This is a genomic window from Priestia sp. LL-8 (assembly GCF_036227845.1).
GTDB classification, from domain to species: Bacteria; Bacillota; Bacilli; order Bacillales; family Bacillaceae_H; genus Priestia; species Priestia zanthoxyli.
Map to the genome: position 1 here is coordinate 2,937,583 of NZ_JAZAQH010000001.1, position 21,879 is coordinate 2,959,461.

Sequence of the window (21,879 nt, forward strand, 5' to 3'; positions counted from 1 at the left end):
CAACTTCATTATGTAACATTTTTTCCATCCGCAAGAACAGGTGGTTAACAGCTTCTGTCCTTTCTTATAGTACCAAAAAACTAAACTTTTTGACAATCCTGATTTATCAATTAGGAAGATGAAATAAGCGTAGCTACATTAATACCGCTAATTGTGACCATAGGAGATCCTCCTCCAGGGTGAGTCGTTCCTCCTACAAAATATAAGTTTTTAACATCTTTTGAGACGTTGCTTGGACGAAGAAAACTATCCATTTTCCGGTTTGAACTCACGCCATATAAAGCGCCTTTAAATGCACCAAACGTTTGTTCAATTTCATATGGAGTAACAATTCGTTCATGTACAATCGAGGGCTTAATATCTAAACCAAACTGAGAAAGCTTGCGATAGACAACTTCTCTGTAAGCTTTCATTTTTTCTTGATTCTCTTCTTTTACAGCAGGGGCATTCACTAAAATAAATAAATTATCACCCGGAGCTACCGTGTTATCGGTATACGAAGAATTACAAACGTAAATGGTAGGGTCGGTTGGAAGCGTTTTTTGCTGAAATAGTTCATAAAATTCCTGCTTGTAATCCTGAGAAAAGTACACTTGATGATGAATCAGCTGAGAAAAGCGCTTCTTAACTGCTGCCATAATTACATAGGCTGATATGGAAGGCTCAAATTCAGCTGCTTTTTTGTTTTTAAAATGAGGTCTATCCTGCTCTTTTACAAGTGCCGGATAGGCTTTTAGCAAGTCCCCGTTTACAATAACGATATCCGCGTCTATCTTTTCTTCTCCATTCACTTCCACTCCGACAGCCCGTTTATTTTTTACTATTATTTCAGTAACGCTGCAGTTTGTATACAGCTTTCCTCCGGCTTTTTGGAACACATGTCCCAGCCCTTTTGCAATTCTAGTATTTCCTCCTTTTACATAGTACACCCCATCATTCATTTCTAAGTGTCCAATCAGTGAAAACGTAGCGGGCGATGTATAAGGTGAAGATCCAATATAGGTTGCATATCGATTAAATGCATTTCGAATGTTTTCATTTCGAAAAAAGCGCTGATGAAACGTATCTACTGTTTCAAACGGCCTTACCTGCAGCAACGCTTTTAATAGAGAAGGGTTTGTGTAATCTTTCCATGACGAAAATGTCCGGTAGAAAAATTGACTTTTTGCAATGTCATATATTCTTTTTACTTCTTTTAAATAGGCAGGGTATTGCTCCGCAGCAAAGGGATCGAGACGTTCAAGCTGCTCAATCATTTTTCGTTCATCGATAGACATAGAAAATTGTGAACCGTCGGTGAAGAAATTATTCGTATGATGCCTTAGTTTGACAAGAGGCATATAGTCTTCTGCACGTTCGCCCGCTTGCTCAAATAACCACTGAAAAACTTCTGGCATTGTAATGGTATTAGGCCCAAAATCAAAAGAATATTCTCCTAGCTCCACAGGCATCATTTTTCCGCCTACGTGCTCATTTTTTTCCACAATGGTGACATCGAACCCTTTTGTTTGAAGAAGAACTCCTGCAGCTAATCCACCTAATCCTGCCCCAACAATTAGTACTTTTTTCATTGATAATGCCTTCCTTTCCATTCATATCCCTGCTTTTTTCGTTCACGCTTCATAGAATGGTTCATCAGCAGCATCAGCGCAATTGCCGATGCCGGCATAGTAAGAAACAAAAGCCCTTTTTGCTGAGCCGATCGGTCAATTAAAAACCGCTGAAAAAGCATGATGCAAAAAGGCATAATCCAAAGCATGTTGCCTGTGAATATTCCTGCTATAAAAAAAGGAAGCGGCAGCACATAGTAACAGGCAAAAAAAACGCTTAGTACCCAAACTGCTTTTGCGGAGCGGCCCAGACCTACAAAGATGTTTTTAGCAAAACCGTTCCATACTTCTTCTGTTGTTTCATACATATAACAGCTAACATGAGAGGTAATATTGGCTAAAATGACGCGGTGTTTCTTTTGCTTAAAAAGCTGGGCTAGGTGGACATCTTCTACTAGTGAAGATTTGACGGCTTCATGTCCTCCTACAGCCTCGTATGCTTCTTTTTTTATAAACATAAAAGCACCGTGAGCCGCTGAAGCTTTGCTCATCTTGTTACGATTAGCTACGACAACCGGTAAATAACTAAAAACAACCACATGCTGAAGCGGAACAACCAACGCTTCTAACCACGTTTTTACGGGGAAACGAGGAAATCCTGTTAAAAGAGCGGCCTTTGTCGCTTGTGCGGTGGCTAAAGTATGTTCTAGCGTACGTTCTTTTAGTTCTACATCTGCATCTACAAACAATAAATAGTCTCCATTTGCAGCTTGCGACAGCTGGTGACAAGCATGAACTTTTCCGACCCAACCCTCTCTCAGCTCTTTTCCACCTATGATGGTAAACCTCGGATCCCCGTGAATTTCTCTCAACAGCTGTGTTCGTGTTTCGTCTGTGGACTGATCGTCTAGTATGACACATTCTAGATTGCTGTACGTTAATCCTTTAACAGAAGAAATGATTCGCTTTACATTTCGTTCTTCGTTTCGCATTGGAATCAAAATAGAAATGAGAGGCTGAGGTGTTTTTGAATCCAACTTGTATCTATTTAATTTGGGCATTGCTTGAATATTTACAATGGTTAGAAGCAGCATAAAAATAAATAAAAGCATATAGTAAATCATTATTTCACCTTCGCTTTCCACCACGTTAACCACTCGCTAAGCGTCTTTTTTCCTTTTAATAAAGTCGTAAATTCCTCGTCGTTTTCTTGAATGATTTTTTGTTTTTGATGATCGAGCTGAGCAGTGACTGCACCGGCTAGCGTTTTGGTTATATCTTCTCTTGCATTGGCTAAGTCGTAAAAAACAGCTTGCCCTACCCAGATAAAAAGCTCCGGTCGCTGATCATGGCGAAATGTATAGTAATATGTAATGGGAATAACTTCAACGTCAGAATGCTTCTTTAAAAGAAAAGCAGGTCCTTCAGAAAAAGCTAACGGTCTTTTCTCAAGATGCTCTTCTTTTCCTTGAGGAAAAATAAGCACGGTTTTTTTCTCTTCTAACAGCTTACTAGCAAACCTTAACGATTCCACCGTATGCTTCGGAGACGCTGCATTTACTGAAAAAGCCCCGATTCGTTGAAAAAAAGGAAAATCCTTCATTCCTTGTTCAGACATCATAGCGTATAGATCTGTTTTTAATACCGCGTTATTTAAATAAAATGTCACTAAACCGTCCCACCAGCTGGAATGATTAGCAATTAATAAAATTTTTTTATCTTTCGGGAGCTCTTCTATATGTAAATGAATACGATAAAACTGTTTTTTGAGCTGATATGTGACAAAGAGTTCAAAAAATCCCTCAAATAGTGAGTTTTTCTTCGGATAAATCATAAGCGAGTCTCCTTTTTATACACAATATAAAGAATAAGAAAAGGAATCATCGTCAGCCATACCACAAGCCACAGGCCATTTACTAACGCTACAATTACAAACATCATGACGACTGCACTATACAAAAACACCATTCTTCTTTCCCATACCGGCTCTTCTTCTTTAGGAACCTTAGCTAAAAAGAAATATACGACCAGCTGAATGAAGAAAGATAGTAAAAACCAGCCGGAGAAATTGGATAAAGGAATATTATAATAAAAGCTGTCCCCTTCCCACACCCAATATTGTTTAACAACATAGGCAACGGGATCAATAGCCAAATCCATAATAACAGCAAAAAGCGAACTAATGACTGCATAGGCAATTCCACGGACAATAAACGGCAGTTCCATACGTTTCATAATTCCCAGAGCTAATATTCTGCTTGTGATCACAACCATAAACCAAGCCGAACCAATGGTCAGAGGAACCCCTAAAATTTTGGCGCCAAAATCTTTTTCATAATCGTAGGATCCAAATAAAAATCCATACTTAACACCTAGGCTTTCGACATAAATAGATGCACCTGTCACAAATATCGCAACGAGCAGTGCCCGCCTTACTCCATAGGCCTTAGCTAGATAAATAAGAGCAAGAAGACTGCTCAAGTGTAAAAAAACCGCGTTTGCCCATTCTAACCATAAAGGCAGCAAATCGAAGGAAAGCAAGCCGACTCCGCATACGTACCAAACAAGAAAAAAACGATAAATACCATTTGTGATCATCCTCTATCCACCTTCTCTCCAGCTTCTTTTTGTCAAAGTGCTATTATATAAGCTTGTACACATTCTCTCCATTTTCAATGTGCTCTTTTTTTGTGAGTAGTCCGCGCTCTCTTAAAGTTATGTAAAAACAGCCACTGTTAGTACGTTCCCTAAATAAGAGACTTTATTACTTATTTATAAACAAAAATAAAATAAACGTCCATTAAAATCTACTGATGTATAGATTGTAATGACGTTTATTTTTTCTTATGTATATACACTTCTAATAGCTTTTTGACAATGAGTCCGACAACAAGTCCTGGTATAACAGACAGCATAGGAAGCCAAATTGGCCCTATAAAAACACCGTTGATGGTTGTTACTGAGGAATACATAATCCCTACTGTAACAAAATAAGCACAGGAGACAAAAGGAATAAATGTAAATCTCGATGCGCCGTTTTCTGATTCTTTAACAGCATCCCAAATTGCAAAAAAATATAAACATGGATAAAACATTAACCACTGCATGTTCATTACCTCTAGGGATTGCCTTGTTTCTCCTAAAAAGCTTAAGCGAATGCCTTCATTAAAATTTGCCCCCATATTAATGAGAAATTCAAGTACAATAAACAAAATTCCTTTTATATGTTTTTTGTTTAGTAATTGTCCAAAGCCCGGCAACGCAATGCTCCATAAAAGAGCTTCTAGTCTAGTCACGTTCTGTCCTAACATTTTGACGTATGAAAGAACTCCACAGCATGATATCAGTAGAAATTTTGTCCATAGTTATCAACCTCACAATAATTTACTCATAGTTTTTGTAAATGTAAAATTTTTATACTACATCTCCTTTAATATTTGTAACTTATTGTAAATTAATAAAAAGTTTAGCTATTCAACCAGGCATTTTCGTTTAGAATTTTCTGTTTATTAAAACAAAAGCGTACGGTATACTAGTTTTATACGTACGAAAGGATGAGAAAGCTCACATGGAAACAAGTTTTTTTTCGATTTTAATATTAGGGTTTTTTTTAGGAATCAAGCACGCTTTAGAACCAGATCATATTATCGCTGTATCAACCATTGCTTCAAAAAGTAAAAAGCTGTGGCGCTCTTCGCTTGCAGGAGTATACTGGGGGATCGGCCATACGCTTACGCTGTTTATTTTTGGCATCATTTTAATGGTGTTAAAAAGCAGTATTTCTGAACGTATGAGCATGTCACTTGAATTTTTAGTGGGCATTATGCTCGTTTACCTCGGTTTTACATCGTTTCTGTCTTACAAAAAGCAAGTACATACGCATCACGAAAAAACGTCTTATTTAAAGTCATTAGGCGTTGGCTTTGTTCATGGACTGGCCGGAAGCGCAGCGATGGTTGTGTTAACGATGAGCACCGTTACTCACGTATGGCAGGGTGCTCTTTACATTATCATTTTTGGAATCGGTACTTGTCTTGGTATGCTGTTATTTACAACAGTTATTGGGATTCCATTCGTTACAACTAAAAAGCAAGTCACGTTAAACCGCTTCTTAATGCAGGTAACAGGCGCTGTCAGCATTATATTTGGCCTTTATTATATGTATAATTTAGGTGTAAGCGACGGATTATTTAGTCTGTGGTTCTAAAAGCGAATGAGACATAACGAAAACAATTCAATCTAAAGACGAATAAGTAGGATAAATGATCTGGACTGCTTGTTCCACAGCTGTTGGTTTCTGTGCAAGACGTCGCTTTGTCCTCTAATCAACGGCTAGAAGGAACTACGTACAGGAAACCTACGTTCACCCCACCCATAAAAAATCCGAACGAATTTGATTCTCCATTAAGAACCCAGCTCGTTCGGATCTTCCTTCAACTACAGCACTTTTGTCCTAGCCTCTTTAATACTTACGCAAAAGTGATACGTCAGCTTTTAGTAAATACTGTCGGAACAATCCGTATACTTTAGCGGTTATGTCTTCAACTTCTTGTGTACTAGCAGCTAATATTCGAATAGCACATCCCGGGATCGAAAGGGCGGAAGCTCCTACTTTACAGCCTGCCTCTTCGCACAGCTGATGTACTTTCGCTATAAATGCGTCGTCGGCGTTTGGATGGACAATGATAATCGATCCAAAATGAGTAGACCCTTCCATTTTCATCATACCGTGCAAATGGCTTTCTGGCTTCAAGTATAAGTGATCGTATACCTTCAGCTGCTCGTTTACATACAGTTTAAGCTTGGAACGCATAGAGGTATATTGAAACAGCTGCCCATCCGGCGACCACCCCGGGGTGATGCTGTCACACATAAACAAAGCAGCGTTTTGTGCCATATGAACCGTTATTTCTTGTACAAATGCAGCATTTTCATACAAAATAAGCGGGTCTGGTATATATTCCATAATTGCTTGTTCTTCAAGGGTTATACACGTTTCTTGTAAAACCGCTTCGTTCGGTGTTTTGTACACCTTTGTCGCAGATTGAGTAGTAGTCGTCAGCTGGGCATTTTTCTCTACCGTTATCATCGTTTTATACTTGTCTCCGCTCACGTATCCTCCGCCTACGTGAAGCATATAAACAAAAGGGGATTCAGGAGTCATGTAAATAGGTCTGGCAACTTTGAAAGCCCCGTAATGATAAGTATCTTTAATGACGGTTCGCTCACTGTTTCTCTCTGCTCGAAGCTCTAAATAACCCGTGTAGCTCATGATTCAAGGCCGATTAAAAAGGCCTCTTTTTTAATCCATTTTATCACTTGGTCGAGCCCTTTATCTTCTTTTAAATTGGTGAAAACAAAAGGCTTGGGCCCTCTCGCTTGAATTGTATCTTTTTCCATTACTTCTAAACTAGCTCCTACATAGGGGGCTAAATCTGTTTTGTTGATAATGAATAAATCAGATTTAATCATTCCTTGCCCGCCTTTACGCGGGATTTTTTCCCCTTGTGCTACGTCGATGATATAAATCGAAAAATCAACGAGCTCTGGGCTAAACGTTGCGGCTAAATTATCTCCTCCGCTTTCTACAAAAATAAGTTCAACATCGGGGTGACGTTCTACTAACTCATCAATCGCAGCAAAGTTCATAGATGCATCTTCCCGAATAGCCGTATGAGGACACCCTCCTGTTTCTACTCCGACGATACGATTTTCTGGCAAGATACTGTTTTTTACTAGAAATTGCGCATCTTCTTTTGTATAAATATCGTTTGTAACGACCGCCATGCTTAGCTGTCCTTCTAGTGCACGCGTTAATCGTTCTACTAACATTGTTTTCCCTGCACCAACAGGGCCACCAATTCCAATTTTAATTGCATCCATTTTTTACGCCTTCATCGTTAGAAGGCCTTCCCTCCTTTTTTATGACATGAACAATCGAACATGCAATTGTTCATGCTGCATTTGAGCAATTTCTAACCCTGGTGTCATCGCACCAAATTCCTCTTGATCTGCTTGTAAAATATGATGAAGTGCTTGCTGCAGCAGCGGTTGAAAAAGAACGAGCGTTTTTTGTCCATCCGTTTGACCGATCGGTATGCCGCGAACAGCATTTTGAATTAACGACGAAATGCTAGCGTACAAGTGACTTAAAATTGCCTCTTCTTTTGTAATGTTTAACTGCAGGCTGGCTAATGCAAATACAACAGCAGGGTGTCCATACGCCTTCTTTGCTTTTACCTCCCTCATATACTTTTCTAAATAAGAGCCTTGAAATAACTCTAAGCAAAGTTTTAACATGCGCTGGCCCACGCGTCTTGTCCCTTCTCTTGTTTCTTTTGACAAAGCAAGAGCGTATAATTCATGATCCACTCTCATAATTTCGGTAAAATGGTCATGAGCAGCATACTCATAAGCCAGTCTGCATGCTAAGCCGTCCGTATACGTCAGCTGAACATCAAGGTATGTACGAAGCGCTTCTTGAAAAGTTTCTGTGTTGTAAATTTGATCTCGCTGAATATACGTTTCAAAGCCAAACGAATGTGAAAATGCACCGGATGGAAAATTTGAATCACATAGTTGAATCAGCGAAAGCAATGAATTAGTCATGACTGTGTCCGATATGCTTAAAAGCTTGTTTTACTTTTCTTTTTTCGCGCTTATAGGGAATATCAAGCTGCTGAAGCAATTCTTCGACTAAATAATCGTACTGTACGAGCATGTCTCCATCTTCAAACTGTGCCGGCAAATGTCGGTTTCCAAGCTGATGAGCAATTTCTCCCATTTGCTGAATATCAATCGGCTGAATGGTCAAAATATCGTCTGCCAGCACCTGCACAACGATCATATTGCTTTCATCCATAAACAGCACATCGCCATCAGTGAGCTCGCGGTTTTCTTTTAGGCGAATTCCTAGTTCCTTACCGTGATCTGTTACAACGCGCTGAACGCGTTTTACTAAGTGATCACTTTCGATATATACCTTTTCTATATGCGGAGCCCGTTTTTCTAATGTTGCCATATTTCCGATAATTTTTTCGATTACCATTTCTTTCACCTCAAAATAAAAAGTATCGCTGCGCCATAGGCACAACTTCTGCTGCTTCACATGTAATCATTTGTCCATCTACTTTTACTTCGTACGTTTGGGGATCAACTTCAATTTTAGGCATTTCCCCGTTTAACTTCATATCTGTTTTTTTTAACTGACGAATATTTTCAACCGGTTTAAGCTGCTTTTGTAACCCTAGCTTCTCGCCCACTTTGTTCTCGTACGCTGCTTTTGACACAAACGTAAGAGACGTTTTAGCTCGTGCTTTTCCATAAGAAGCAAACATCGGACGGTATAAAACCGGCTGCGGGGTTGGAATTGAAGCGTTAGGATCTCCCATTAAGCTATGTGCAATCAAACCGCCTTTTACAAGCAGGTCAGGCTTTATTCCAAAAAACGCTGGCTCCCATAGGACTAAGTCAGCCATTTTACCTGTTTCTACCGACCCTACGTATTCGGAAATTCCATGAGCAATAGCTGGATTAATCGTATATTTAGCTACATAGCGTTTGACACGTGCGTTATCGCCAGCTTCACTGTCACCATCAAGTTTTCCTCGCTGCTTTTTCATTTTGTCAGCTGTTTGCCACGTTCTTGTAATCACTTCGCCTACACGTCCCATTGCTTGAGAATCTGAAGAAATCATACTGAATACACCTAAGTCGTGTAAAATATCTTCAGCTGCAATCGTTTCCTTACGAATACGGGAATCAGCAAAAGCGATGTCTTCTGGTACAGCTGGATCAAGATGATGACATACCATGAGCATATCTAAATGTTCTTCAAGCGTGTTGACAGTATAGGGTCTTGTTGGATTAGTTGATGATGGAAGCACGTTTGGAAAGCTTGCCATTTCCATAATATCAGGTGCATGTCCGCCTCCAGCCCCTTCAGTATGATAGGTATGAATGACTCGATCACCAATTGCTGCAATGGTATCTTCAACAAAGCCGCCTTCATTTAAAGTATCTGTATGAATTGCAATTTGAACATCGTACTCGTCTGCTACCTGTAAGCTTGTATCAATGGCAGATGCCGTGGTTCCCCAGTCTTCATGAAGCTTTAGTCCAATCGCTCCTGCTTTAATTTGTTCAATTAAAGGCTCTTTCGCACTTGCATTCCCTTTTCCTAAAAAGCCAATATTCATCGGAAATGCTTCAGCGGCTTCAAGCATTCGTTCAATATGCCACGCTCCGGGTGTACAAGTGGTAGCTTTTGTTCCTGTAGCCGGTCCCGTTCCTCCTCCAATCATTGTTGTAACTCCAGAGGCAAGAGCAGTTTCAATTTGCTGCGGACAAATGAAATGAATATGTGCATCAATACCGCCGGCAGTTACAATTTTCCCTTCTGCTGCAATCACTTCTGTACTCGCACCAATGATGATGTCTACTTCATCCATCAGCAGGGGATTGCCCGCTTTTCCGATGGTTTGAATGAGTCCATCTTTTATTCCAATATCTGCTTTATATATGCCTGTATAATCAACAATAATTGCATTTGTCAATACTAAGTCCGCTGCTTCGCTTCGAGTTGCAAGAGGATGCTGTCCCATTCCGTCACGAATGACTTTTCCTCCGCCGAACTTTACTTCATCTCCGTACGTGGTGAAATCTTTTTCAATTTCAATAAATAGCTCTGTGTCTGCTAAACGAACAGCATCTCCAACGGTTGGTCCAAACATATCTGCATACTGACGTCGCGACATTTGAAAACTCATCTTATACATCTTCCTTTCTATCAGAAAGCGATCTGTTTGTTTTATTGTTAAGACCGTAGATTTCTCTTGTTCCGGAGAAAGCAACGAGATCGACTTCTTTTGCATCACCTGGTTCAAAGCGCACGGCTGTACCGGCAGGAATATTTAAATGGTAGCCAAGTGCATCTTCGCGGGGGAATTCGAGCGCCGCATTCACTTCGAAAAAATGAAAGTGTGAGCCTACTTGAACAGGTCGATCGCCTCTGTTGATTACAGTCACGCTAATCGATTTCTTTCCCTTATTACATGTGATTGGGTCTTTTTTTAAAAAATATTCCCCTGGAATCATATTTTCCCCTCCTCTTAACGAATTGGATCGTGCACAGTGACGAGCTTGGTTCCGTCTGGAAAGGTAGCTTCTACTTGAATATCATGAATCATTTCCGGAATACCTTCCATTACATCTTCTCGTTTTAAAATCTTGGTGCCTTCTCGCATTAGCTGTGCTACCGTCTTGCCATCACGAGCTCCTTCCATAATTTCATATGTAATGATAGCTACTGCTTCGGGATAGTTAAGTTTTAATCCTCTTGTCTGACGGCGTCTCGCTAAGTCTGCAGCTACGACAATCATTAATTTCTCTTGTTCTCTCGACGTAAGTTTCAATGAAAGCTTCCTTTCTGCTAATCTATTTTCTTATTAACATCAAATGTGATATTTTCTAACACAAACACATAACTAATTATAGTAAATTTTCTGACAAAAAACAAAGGATTTATCTCTTCCGATAAAAAAAGATGAGCATTTTTGCTCACCTTTTACTCTTCTGAAGTCGCTTGTGTTTTCCATTTCTGGAGGTGTTTCCAACCCAAACCTTCAGCTAGCTGACGTTTTGCATAGTCTACTCCTTTTTCAATAGAAGCTTCATGGCCAAATAGATAATAGCGTAAGCCAGCGTTTAATACTACTTGATTATAGACGTAAGTCAGTTCGGAAGAAGATTCTCCCTCTAAAATGCGCGTCACATATTCTGCTTGTTTTTCAACACTTATTTTCTTTTCAAAGTGCTCTTCTTCTACAAACAGTCCGTATTCTTTTGGATTAACAATAAACGACTCCATCTCTCCTTCTGAGATAGTAAAAACAAAGCTGCTTCTATGTACAGGTACATCTTCAGATCCTTCTATACCTTGCACCACGTATACATGTTTAAACGGGAGCGAAGCAAAAATGGGCACAATTTTGTTAATGGCCGTGCGATGAAAAGCGCCCATCATTAAAGAAGAAGCATTTGATAAATTTAATAGTTTTTCAACCGTATTAATTAGTGTTCTTACGCCAATTTCATGACGAACTTGTTTGATGCGGCTAAGAGGATAAGAGATTGTTTCGGCATTTACAAAACCAATTTTTAACGTTTCAAACGCATGACCGATGTCTTCAATCGTTTGAGCTTGAGGGATATGTAATGAATGAAGTACATCTTCAATCGTTGTTCCAAACTTTGGAGGAAGTGCTTCTGTACAATGTAAAAAAGCAGGGACCCCCCTTTCAGCTAATAAAATCGATACAGGAACGGTCGCAAAAAATGAATTTCTCCCTGCATAAGGGCTTGCAAAATCAATTGATTTATCTTTTAACGGCTGAGACAGCGGTATTTCTTTTGTTTTTTCACGAAAAGCATGAACGAATCCCAATAGTTCATCTGCATTTTCAGTTTTAATACGTTCTGCGATGAAAAAAGCAGCGATCTGAGCATCCGTAGCTTCTCCAGAAGCGATTAAGCGAGCTGCTTCTTTTGCTTGTTCATACGTTAAGTCAGTTGATCCTCTTTTTCCGCGCGCTATTTCTTTGATAAATTGCTGCATATCGTACACTTCCTTTTTAACTGAATATTTGTACATTGTATCACATATTTTCTTTGTTCCTTAGATTATCTTCTATCAGGTACGCAAACTGCTAAAAAATATGAAATTAAAGGAAAAGTACTAGTTCTTTTATAACCTAATATAGTATAATCTATCTGCTATACTATTATTTGGATATTTGGGGGACTTTACAAATGAAAAAAGAGAAACTACTTGTACCATTTATAGCAGCATCCGTTTTAGTAGGAGCATCGGTGACAACGCCTGTTTTTAGTCACTCTGCTTATGCTGCTTCTTCTGTCAGCGTTTATCAAAAAGACGTTAATTCGCTAGCAGATTATTACGCACCATTTTATAAAACCGTAGAAAAAAAGCTAAAAGAAATTGAAGGAATAAAAGATGACGAAAAAGCGTTAGCTGGATATGATCAGCTTGCAGATCAAATTGACCAGTTTCTAACAAAGACCGATAAAAATTACGCGATGAATCATCTTAATTCAGAAGCTGATCAGCTTCAAGGGTATTTATATGATAGTTTAATTGCTCTTTACAATTACATTGTGGATCTTGAAGACTATGCGTATGGAGATGTAAGTGACGCGGAATTTAATAAGATCTCTGCAAATTTTGAAAAAGAAATCAACGCATACAATACGCAATTTCAGCAAAAAGCGAAGAGCTATAAAACGAAGCGAAAAGTAACGTTTAACGCAAATATGAGTTATTTGCTTGATGAAGATATTCAACCTTCACCAACAGCTCCATCTACACCCGCTGATAGCACTGGCACTGGCACCTACACGGTGAAAAAAGGAGACACGCTTACAGCAGTCGCTAAAAAGTATGGCATGACGGTAGCTGAATTAAAAAAATTAAACAATTTAAAAACAGATGCGCTAAAAGTTGGACAAGTGCTGAAAGTGAAAAGTGCAAGCGCACCTTCGCCGGCTCCAGCACCTCAAACTTCTGTTAGTACAAAACAGCAGCAAATTGTATCGTATGCCAAAACACTGATCGGAAAGCCATATAAATATGGAGGCACAACACCAAAAGGTTTTGATGTATCAGGGTACACACAGTATGTATATAAAAACGCGGGCTCGAATATTTCTATCCCCCGTACAGTAGCAGATCAGTATAAAAGCGGCACGGACGTAAAGCAAAACAGCCTGCAGGCTGGAGATTTAGTTTTCTTTAAAAACGGCAAGTCTGTTTCAGTTGTAGGAATTTACCTAGACAAACAAGAATTCATTTATGTCAGCAGCAAAGGCGTTAAAACGCAATCACTTTCAACAGCTTACTGGAAAAATAGCTATGCGGGAGCAAAGCGTATTATAAAGTAAAAAGAGGTGCCATAAGGCACCTCTTTTGTTTTACTAGCTATGTATTTCTATACTAGACTAGCAATTTTATAAAAAACTTCTTAGTTCATAACCGTGATTTTAACAGATTTTCTTCCGAACTGTTGAGCATCACCTTCAGAAGGAACGAATACATCAATTCGATTGCCTTTAATTGCTCCACCTGTATCGGCAGCTACAGCTTCACCATAGCCTTCTACATAAACTTTCGAACCTAACGGAATAACACTAGGGTCAACAGCGATTACTTTTTGGTTTGGATTTGCTTTTAAATCTACTCCTGTAGCAGTTGTACCGCTACATCCAGCACAATTAGCCGTATAGGCAGTTGCTTCAACTGTCATTGATTTGCCGCTGGCTTGTTGTGACGATTCAGCAGGTTGTTGTTGTTCTTTTTGAGCTTGTTCAGCTTGAGCTTGCTGCTGCTCTTTTTGAGCCTGTTCAGCTTGAGCTTGCTGCTGCTCTTTTTGAGCCTGTTCAACTTGGGCTTGCTGCTGCTCTTTTTGAGTTTGTTCAGCTTGAGCTTGCTGCTGTTCTTCTTGAGTTTGTTCAGCCGGCGCTTGAGCTTGCTGAGCTTCTGGAGCAGCTTGGGCTACTGAAGGACTTGATTGCTGAGCTTGGCCGTTTGGAGACTGAATTTTTAATTGTTCGCCAGGATAAATTAAATCTGACGTCAGTCCGTTCCATTCTTTAATTTGATCTACCGTCACGCCGTATTGCTGACTGATGGACCATAATGTGTTTCCTTGCTGAACTTTGTGTGTCATTTCTTTTATAGTAGCTACGTTTAATTCTTGATTTGGATAAATAATATTAGATGTTAAGTTATTTGCATCTTTTAGCTCGTCTACGCTCACGCTGTGCTTTTGAGCGACTTTCCATAACGTATCACCTTTTTCTACGTGATACGTTCCGCTTGTAGAAGCAGAAGCTGCACCTACAAATCCTGCTGAAAGGATTGCTGTTGTTCCTAGAGTAAATATAAATTTTTTCATTACGAATACCTCCTTATTTACTCAATGATTGAATGATATCATCCTCACATTTCACAGCCGTTACAGAGCCATGCTACTTTTATTACAAAACTTAACAAAACAGAACGTTTAATCGTAATATTTCTGATAATTTGGGTATATGATGAAACGTTTCTACTTTTTACTGCTTTTTATTGTTCTTTTTCCTAAAATAGCCGGATTTCTTTATCATTGTTGGGGGATATCTCTTCTTTTTTTATTGATTATTTAACGTGGAATTTAAGTTTTTTCATAACAAAAAAGAGGTTGAGACATAACAAAATGAAGCTAAGTTAAAGACGAACAACTCGTATACATGAGCTGAACTGTTTGTGGCACCGCCGTTGATTTCCGTGCCAGACTTCGCTTTCCGCTTTTCCAGCAGGAGCCTTCGACTTGCCCTCCAATCAACTGCTAGAAGGAACTGCATAAATGAAACCTATGTTCACCATAACAAAAAAAACGAACCGCTAATCAAAAATTTTGATCAATGGTTCGTTTTTCACTTCGTCTAAATATTTTTGTCTCAGCTTTTTTATTTCTTGTTAAATCCTTGCTTTTCAACAAATTCTTTCATATACATACGTTTAGGGTTGGAAAGCATGTCAGCCATTTGACCAGTCCATGTGTCTTGGCGTTTGCCATTTGTTCGTTCGTTGTAGTAAGCAGAAATTTCTTCGTTATACGTCGTTAATTCTTTTTTCGTCTGCTCATCGTTCGGCTCATATGTTTCTTCATGATACACATGTTTAAATGGTAAGCGCGGCTTTTTATCCGTAATACCTGCTGGATGTCCAACCGTTAGACCAAATAACGGGATTACATGATGAGGCAGTTTTAACAATTTGCTTACTTCCTCTAATTCATTACGCAAACCGCCAATGTAACAAGCACCAAGTCCCATTGATTCAGCAGCAAGCGTTGCATTTTGCGCAGCAAGGGCAACATCAATAATAGCTACCATAAACTGCTCCGTGCTTTCGAGCGCTGTCGATAAATCTTTTTTCTCCATTTCCGCTATGACATCATGACGATGAAAGTCAGCGCAGAATACAAAGAAGTGTCCATTTGTTTCTACGTAAGGCTGATTTCCTGCTAATTGAGCAAGCTTTCGCTTCGTTTCTTTATCTTTTACTCCAATAATGGAATACGCTTGAATATAGCTTGATGTGGAAGCTGCCTGTGCGCTTTCTACAATCGTCTGAATTTGCTCTTCCGACAATGGTTTGTCTTCATATTTTCGAATAGAACGATGATTTAAAATCGTTTCAATAACTGAGTTCATATTATAATCTCCTTTTACTTCATTTAACCTTCTACAGATGTTATCTCTACAGTTAGTTTATCGAATGTAAAAAGAAATAACCAATGTTCTGCTTAAAATTGATTTTGACTTGTCTCATATCGATACAGCTTAAAATGATCTGCAAGCACGCGGTCTACTTTTACTTCTAAGCTGTCTACATATTCGTCCATCCGTTTTATCAAACGGTTTCGTTTTACATCATTTTCTAAAATGTTCTTAAGCTGCTGTTCAAAGGTTTCAGCATCATTAAGCGGTATCAGCAGCTCTTTTTCTTTTAGATATTCAATGTTAATTTGTTCTTGACCGGGAAGAGATGAGTGAATAAAAATAGGTAGTCTCTTGTGAAGGGCTTCGCTGATTGTCACTCCCCCAGCTTTTGTGACAATGGCATCTGCTCCTTCATATAAATCATTCATTTTCTCTCTCGATTTTACATACGAGACCGCTTTAATTCTCGGATGGTTTAATTTTATTAGTTCTTGATACAACTTTTTGTTTTTTCCGCACAGCACATAATACATATACGTACAGTTTTGCGGAAGCTGCTGAAGCATTTTGCGTACATTTCCAAGGCCGGAATTCCCTCCGGCAATCAGTATATGCTTCTGTGGCATGAGATGGTCAATCCGTCTTTTTAAAAACGCTTTATGAACAGGAATTCCCGTTACATAAATAGAAGACTCTTTTACACCGTGAACGTTCTGTAAAAACGCTTTTGTATCCTGATCAGGCACGCAGTGAAGCTCAATTCCATTTTTACCCCATACGTCGCTGACTAAGAAGTCGGTGTATACGTTTATAATAGGAAGATCAATGATGCCTTTTTCTTTTAACCCGCTTAATACACAGGAAGGAAAGCTGTGTGTACAAACAATGACATCCGGCTGCTCTGCATCAATTAATTTCTTCATATGGTATTCGATAATCGGCCACTTTTTCACAACAAAATCATCCATCGTATGGTCGTTTTTTTTGTATACATGACCGTAATAAAATTTTTCAAACTGCTTTGGAAAAACAGAAATCCATTTCATGTATATCGATGAAATCATTTGTTCAAGCGGTTTGCTCCAATAGCTTAAACAATCAATTTTTTGACAAATAACGTGCGAAAAACGCTCCATGATGGCATCCATAACGGCGTCTGCTACTTGGTGATGACCAGATGGCATCTGAAAAAGCGGTAAGAATAAAACCTTCCTCATTGACCATCCCTCCTCTCAAGACGTTTTCGGTTTCTTGTTCTTTTTATAAGTAAATAAATGACGAAAAAAGCTACAGCGCCCATGATAATATACGAAATATGAATTCGATCTCCTACATAGTAACCTAGAATCAGAAAAGAAAGGACCCATACTAGACTTCCTACTACCGATAACAATAAATAAAGTAAAAACGGATAGCGACTTATTCCCGCCATATATGGGCTAATCTGACGCAAGCCTGGAATATATAAACCAAATAAAATGGTCCATATCCCGTATTTATGGTAGCTGCCGCTTGCCGCTTCAATTTTCTCTTTGGTTAACCCTACGTATTTTCCGTATTTATCAAAAAATGGAGTTCCCGCATACCTTCCTAGCCCGTAAGCAGTAAGCATTCCAGTTATAACACCTAAAAAAGCAAAAAGAGATGATTCGTATAAGTTCAGCTGATGTTTGGCAATAAACATGCCTAATAATATTAAAAATGATTCTTCGGGCGCTGGAATTCCAACAATCCCACAAAAAAGTACAAGTAAAATAACAATATAACCATAGGAATGTATATACTGAGAAATAATTGTTAAGTCCACTGCTCGCTCCTCTATTTACGATTGATTCATCAATTGCTGCATGGTTATACTTTCATACCCTTGCTGTTTTAAGTAAGGTAAAAATTCTTCTAGTGCTGCAATCGTCATTTCAGGTGCTTTTTCATCTGCTCCCGGGGTATCTCCATTATCATGTAAAACAAAAATGGCTCCATCTTCTACTTTACGCATTAGTTTTTGAACTAATGCCGTTTTCGTTGTTTTTAGTGTCCAATCCTGAAAGATTCCTGTCCAGATCACAAGGTAATATGGCTTGGCCATTGATAAACTGCTCATATTTAAATGTCCCCACGGCGGACGATAAAAAAGCGGCTTTTGATTTGTTACTTTCTCTATAACCTGTGCACATTGATGAATTTGTCTTTTTAATTGCCAAGGTGTTTGCGTCCATGCACTCACATGACGATGATGATGTATAGCTACTTCATGTCCTTCATCGATCATCCTGTTTAAAATAGACGGGTGTTTTTCCCCTAGTTCTCCCACAATAAAAAAAGTAGCTTTCATTCCATGCAGTTTGAACAAGTCCAAAATTTTTGGCGTATAAACAGGATGAGGCCCATCGTCAAATGTTATAGCTATTTTATGCTTTTTTGCCCCTTTTATTATGACTGATGAATGATAGCGACGATAAAGGGTTTGCGAAATAATGGTATATACACATATAACCATTAGAACGAAAAGTAAAACAATAAAAAAACGAGTCATATGCTTTTAACCATCCTTCTGAATTTAAATCCTGCATTTATTATAACGGTTTACTCAGACTTTGGTTTCATTTTTTTGTGATAGAAGCCAGGAATTTTAAAATAACTTAATACTTTACCTAAAAATAGCTGTTCTGCAAGGATATACCGGAAATAAAATGATATCATAAAATTTCCCTTCATTCAGTAAAAAAAGTACTTTTTACCATTTATATCTATCTTTTGTATGATAACTGTCATTATTTTTTAAAAATAAAAAAACTTCCCGCACGAGTGCGGAAAGTTTTTAAATTAAAATTTTGACCGATACCATTTTTCAGCTGCTTCAATTTCTGTTCGTGTTAACTGATGTCCAAATGATTCCCAATGCACCTGTACGTCCGCTCCGGCTTTTTCTAAAAGCACAGAAAGTTCTTCCGTTTCTGATGCTGGGCAAATAGGGTCGTTTGTACCTGCGCCTATAAAGATAGAGGCGTCGGTCTTAGGCACTTCAATTCCTCTTCTTGGAACCATCGGATGAAGAAGAGCCGCCCCTTTTAAAGAATTCTCATAATGAAATAGCAAACTTCCTGCAATATTGGCGCCATTTGAGTAGCCTACAGCTACGATGTTGCTTCGTTCGAATGAATACGTTTCAGCCGCTTCATCTAAAAATTGATGAAGTTCTTTTGTACGTTCAATTAAATCTTCTATATCAAATATCCCTTCTTGTAAACGTCTAAAGAAACGGGGCATTCCGTTTTCTAGTACATTTCCTCTTACAGATAATACGGAGCAAGAGGAATCAATCATATCTGCAACAGGGAGCAGATCTTGTTCTGTACCTCCTGTACCATGCAACAGCAATAAAGTCGGTTTCGTCTCGTCCGTTCCTTTTTTAAAAATATGTTTCACGTATATCCACTCCTTTTAAATATCTCGAATTAAAGATAATTTTATTATAAGAACTTTCGAAGCATTTGTAAAGGAACTACTGTCAAAGAAATACCTGTATGTTTTGCTGGCAGTATCACATAATACTGAATAACTTCATATGGCCATTGCTCATATGCAGCTAGGTATTTAATTCGTTTGACTTACAGCGGGGAAAGAAATATTCCACTTTTAGCTAAGTGCTCCCGTCAAAAGGTGGATAATGATTAAAACTCGCCCGTCCTCCTTCGTATAAAAAGTGCCCTAGTCTGATAAATTAGTTAATTTTTGCTTTATTTCGTTACTTTCAACAGATATCAGTATTTATACCCGAACGTACTAAATCTTATTTCTTATACGTGTTATAACAACTTTTTTCTATGAGAAACAGAACGTAAAATACCAGCTTGTTTTTTCATAAAGGGGAACAAAGCCCCGAATGGTGCTTTATACGACTTTATTTGACAAACACAAATTTATGGGTAAACTAAGTTCAGATGATTGTATTTCACTTCGTTTCAGTTTAATAAAAAAACGAAGCATCTGCGAGTAAGCAAAAAATAACTGCGTAAAGTGCTATTTATGTCAATCATCTTATACCCTAAAAACTTACCTGCACTTGAATAATAGCCTTTATAAAACTTAGCGCGTCAGCTTATGAACGTTAATACTTTATCATCCATCTCTCTGTTAAAAGATTGAATGGGACAACAAACTTCAGCATTCTTTACATAACGATCTTGTAAAGACAAAGAATGTAGCTATGTGTGAACATGGAATTATTACTTAGTGGAGTGAACCAACATGAGGAAATTTATTTTAGCCTTTTTAGTCGTTGTTTTAATTGTAATGCTAGGAGTTACCTATGTATTAAAGCAATTTCAGCAAACGGCTGATTTATCTTACTCGAAACTGCAGTCGGTTCAAAGTACGATAGTCTATGACAAAAATGACCGTAAGATTGACGAATTGTATAAAACCGTTCCCCGTCAAAATGTTTCGAGCAGTGAAATTCCCGATTATGTAAAAATGGCGTTTGTTGCAACGGAAGACCGTCGCTTTTACAAGCATTTTGGGATTGATTTACAAGGTATTGGCCGCGCCCTTTTTAAGAACATTGTAACAATGAGTAAAGCTGAAGGCGCAAGTACCATTACGCAGCAGTTAGCAAGAAATCTTTACTTATCTAGTGATAAGACCATTAAACGTAAAGTAGATGAAATGTTTCTATCGCTAGGCTTAGAAAGACAATTTACAAAAGATCAAATTTTGGAATTATATTTAAATCAAATTTATTTCGGAAGCGGTGTATATGGTATTGGTGCAGCTTCTCAGATTTATTTTAATAAGCCTGTATCAGATTTAACCGTAGGCGAAGCTGCGCTTTTAGCAGGACTGCCAAAAGCGCCGAGTACGTATTCACCAAGCAATAGTACAGAAAAAGCGACAGCCCGACGAAACGTTGTATTGAAACTGATGCATGACCAAAACGTTATTAGCGATACTCAGTATCAGCAAGCGTTAAATGAACGTGTAGTCGAGCCTAGTATTCCGGTTAAAAAACCGAACTCAAATCAAGCATTTATTGATTATGTAATTAAAGAAGCTGCTCAACAATATGGCGTATCTGCTGATGACCTTTATAAGGGTGGTTATGCCATTTATACAGATTTAGATCCTAATTTACAGGAATCGATTAATAACTCTGTAGCAAATCATACGTTCCGAGATGATGCCATCAACAGCAAAGTAGAGGTTGGAATTTCAGCTGTCAACCCTAAAACAGGTGGGATTTCAGCGATGTATGGAGGACGCAGCTATGAGCGAAACGGCTTAAACCGTGCTACAAGCGGCTATCAGCTTGGTTCAGCTATTAAGCCTTTAGCCGTATATGGTCCAGCCTTAGAAACTGGAGATTATACACCAACTTCACTTTTAAGTGACGAACGACAAGACTTTGGCGGTGGATATAGCCCTAAAAACGCAGAAGGTGAATATCAAAAGCATGTGACAATGCGTGAAGCACTTACTCGTTCACTCAACGTTCCAGCTGTTTGGCTTTTAAAACAAATTGGTATTGATACAAGCGCAAAATTTATGGAAAAAGCTGGACTTCCTCTTGAAGATGACGATAAGTCAAAATTAGGGCTTGCTCTTGGAGGAACGACGACAACGTTCTCTCCCCTTCAGTTAGCACAAGGATATACAACTTTTGCTAACAAAGGCGTCATGACTAAGCCGTACGCAATTCGAAAAATTGAGATGCGCGACGGTGAAGTGAAAAAGCCAGACATTCAGACAGAGCGAGTAATGAGTGAAGAAAATGCGGATACAATGACATCTATGCTGCAAGACGTGATTGAAAAAAGCTATGGAACAGGTGTTAACGCTCGTTCTTCACGAGATGCTGCAGGTAAAACTGGTACAACCAACGATGTCAAAGATGCTTGGTTTGTCGGGTATACCGATGATGCAGTCGTTTCTATCCATGCTGGCTTTGATAATGCTAATTCTACGCAAACAACGAAATATTTATCAGGCGGCGGCGGACAAGACCCTGCTACACTGTTTAGCTCAATTATGAATAACTGGTAACCAAAAA

The 21,879-nt window shown here is 38.7% G+C and carries 22 protein-coding genes; 3 read left to right on the forward strand and 19 right to left on the reverse strand.

Annotated features, from left to right (window positions below; all coding sequences use genetic code 11):
* Positions 1-110: 110 nt before the first annotated feature.
* The 5 genes from U9R83_RS14885 to U9R83_RS14905 form a co-directional block, all read right to left on the reverse strand.
* The gene (locus tag U9R83_RS14885; RefSeq protein ID WP_140451424.1) at positions 111-1,571 is read right to left on the reverse strand and encodes a phytoene desaturase family protein; all 1,461 of its coding nucleotides are present in this window, start codon (positions 1,569-1,571) and stop codon (positions 111-113) included.
* Positions 1,568-2,674 (reverse strand): glycosyltransferase, encoded by a 1,107-nt coding sequence (locus tag U9R83_RS14890; RefSeq protein WP_014459499.1) that lies wholly within the window; start codon positions 2,672-2,674, stop codon positions 1,568-1,570. The genes U9R83_RS14885 and U9R83_RS14890 overlap by 4 nt, the downstream gene beginning before the upstream one ends.
* Positions 2,674-3,384, reverse strand: coding sequence for a lysophospholipid acyltransferase family protein (locus U9R83_RS14895; RefSeq protein WP_140451423.1), 711 nt, complete (start codon positions 3,382-3,384; stop codon positions 2,674-2,676). The genes U9R83_RS14890 and U9R83_RS14895 overlap by 1 nt, the downstream gene beginning before the upstream one ends.
* Complete coding sequence (locus U9R83_RS14900; protein ID WP_243549472.1) at positions 3,381-4,148, reverse strand: carotenoid biosynthesis protein; 768 nt, start codon at positions 4,146-4,148, stop codon at positions 3,381-3,383. The genes U9R83_RS14895 and U9R83_RS14900 overlap by 4 nt, the downstream gene beginning before the upstream one ends.
* 236 nt (positions 4,149-4,384) lie before the next feature.
* On the reverse strand, positions 4,385-4,846 hold the full coding sequence (locus U9R83_RS14905; protein ID WP_223260185.1) for a hypothetical protein: 462 nt from the start codon (positions 4,844-4,846) through the stop codon (positions 4,385-4,387).
* A 272-nt stretch (positions 4,847-5,118) separates the two neighbouring features.
* Between U9R83_RS14905 and U9R83_RS14910 the strand changes: the two genes are divergently transcribed.
* Positions 5,119-5,757, forward strand: a complete 639-nt coding sequence (locus U9R83_RS14910) for a HoxN/HupN/NixA family nickel/cobalt transporter (RefSeq protein ID WP_014459494.1) — start codon at positions 5,119-5,121, stop codon at positions 5,755-5,757.
* 255 nt (positions 5,758-6,012) lie between these two features.
* On the opposite strand, the gene U9R83_RS14915 is transcribed toward U9R83_RS14910, so the two are convergent.
* From U9R83_RS14915 to U9R83_RS14950, 8 genes are all read right to left on the reverse strand, one after another.
* Positions 6,013-6,822, reverse strand: a complete 810-nt coding sequence (locus U9R83_RS14915) for an urease accessory protein UreD (protein WP_115654251.1) — start codon at positions 6,820-6,822, stop codon at positions 6,013-6,015.
* Positions 6,819-7,433, reverse strand: coding sequence for an urease accessory protein UreG (ureG, locus tag U9R83_RS14920; protein WP_014459492.1), 615 nt, complete (start codon positions 7,431-7,433; stop codon positions 6,819-6,821). Before ureG ends, U9R83_RS14915 begins: the two co-directional genes overlap by 4 nt.
* A gap of 39 nt (positions 7,434-7,472) precedes the next feature.
* Entirely contained in the window at positions 7,473-8,159 is a 687-nt protein-coding gene (locus tag U9R83_RS14925) for an urease accessory protein UreF (protein ID WP_243549474.1), read from the reverse strand.
* Positions 8,152-8,598 (reverse strand): urease accessory protein UreE, encoded by a 447-nt coding sequence (gene ureE / locus U9R83_RS14930; RefSeq protein WP_115654253.1) that lies wholly within the window; start codon positions 8,596-8,598, stop codon positions 8,152-8,154. Before ureE ends, U9R83_RS14925 begins: the two co-directional genes overlap by 8 nt.
* A gap of 10 nt (positions 8,599-8,608) precedes the next feature.
* Positions 8,609-10,318, reverse strand: coding sequence for an urease subunit alpha (gene ureC, locus U9R83_RS14935; RefSeq protein WP_014459489.1), 1,710 nt, complete (start codon positions 10,316-10,318; stop codon positions 8,609-8,611).
* 1 nt (position 10,319) lies between these two features.
* Positions 10,320-10,646, reverse strand: coding sequence for an urease subunit beta (locus tag U9R83_RS14940; protein WP_140451420.1), 327 nt, complete (start codon positions 10,644-10,646; stop codon positions 10,320-10,322).
* 14 nt (positions 10,647-10,660) lie between these two features.
* Positions 10,661-10,963: an urease subunit gamma gene (locus tag U9R83_RS14945; protein WP_013057659.1), complete on the reverse strand. Its 303-nt coding sequence runs from the start codon at positions 10,961-10,963 to the stop codon at positions 10,661-10,663.
* A 152-nt stretch (positions 10,964-11,115) separates the two neighbouring features.
* Positions 11,116-12,165, reverse strand: coding sequence for an anthranilate phosphoribosyltransferase (locus tag U9R83_RS14950; RefSeq protein WP_243549476.1), 1,050 nt, complete (start codon positions 12,163-12,165; stop codon positions 11,116-11,118).
* A gap of 194 nt (positions 12,166-12,359) precedes the next feature.
* Here U9R83_RS14950 and U9R83_RS14955 point away from each other — a divergent pair, with 194 nt between their 5' ends.
* Positions 12,360-13,508 carry a C40 family peptidase gene (locus U9R83_RS14955; RefSeq protein ID WP_243549478.1) on the forward strand — a complete coding sequence of 383 codons (1,149 nt, stop codon included), beginning with the start codon at positions 12,360-12,362 and terminating at the stop codon, positions 13,506-13,508.
* An 80-nt stretch (positions 13,509-13,588) separates the two neighbouring features.
* Here U9R83_RS14955 and U9R83_RS14960 read toward each other — a convergent pair whose 3' ends face one another.
* From U9R83_RS14960 to U9R83_RS14985, 6 genes are all read right to left on the reverse strand, one after another.
* Positions 13,589-14,521 (reverse strand): 3D domain-containing protein, encoded by a 933-nt coding sequence (locus tag U9R83_RS14960; protein WP_328575323.1) that lies wholly within the window; start codon positions 14,519-14,521, stop codon positions 13,589-13,591.
* A gap of 553 nt (positions 14,522-15,074) precedes the next feature.
* Positions 15,075-15,824, reverse strand: a complete 750-nt coding sequence (gene nfsA, locus U9R83_RS14965; RefSeq protein ID WP_014459483.1) for an oxygen-insensitive NADPH nitroreductase — start codon at positions 15,822-15,824, stop codon at positions 15,075-15,077.
* A gap of 92 nt (positions 15,825-15,916) precedes the next feature.
* Positions 15,917-17,050: an MGDG synthase family glycosyltransferase gene (locus U9R83_RS14970; protein ID WP_014459482.1), complete on the reverse strand. Its 1,134-nt coding sequence runs from the start codon at positions 17,048-17,050 to the stop codon at positions 15,917-15,919.
* Positions 17,047-17,640: a DedA family protein gene (locus U9R83_RS14975; RefSeq protein WP_013083764.1), complete on the reverse strand. Its 594-nt coding sequence runs from the start codon at positions 17,638-17,640 to the stop codon at positions 17,047-17,049. Before U9R83_RS14975 ends, U9R83_RS14970 begins: the two co-directional genes overlap by 4 nt.
* 15 nt (positions 17,641-17,655) lie before the next feature.
* Positions 17,656-18,366: a polysaccharide deacetylase family protein gene (locus tag U9R83_RS14980; protein WP_014459481.1), complete on the reverse strand. Its 711-nt coding sequence runs from the start codon at positions 18,364-18,366 to the stop codon at positions 17,656-17,658.
* 290 nt (positions 18,367-18,656) lie between these two features.
* Positions 18,657-19,259, reverse strand: coding sequence for an alpha/beta hydrolase (locus tag U9R83_RS14985; RefSeq protein ID WP_014459479.1), 603 nt, complete (start codon positions 19,257-19,259; stop codon positions 18,657-18,659).
* A gap of 822 nt (positions 19,260-20,081) precedes the next feature.
* On the opposite strand from U9R83_RS14985, the gene U9R83_RS14990 reads away from it, so the two are divergent.
* The gene (locus U9R83_RS14990) at positions 20,082-21,872 is read left to right on the forward strand and encodes a transglycosylase domain-containing protein (protein WP_243549483.1); all 1,791 of its coding nucleotides are present in this window, start codon (positions 20,082-20,084) and stop codon (positions 21,870-21,872) included.
* The last annotated feature ends 7 nt before the right edge of the window (positions 21,873-21,879 follow it).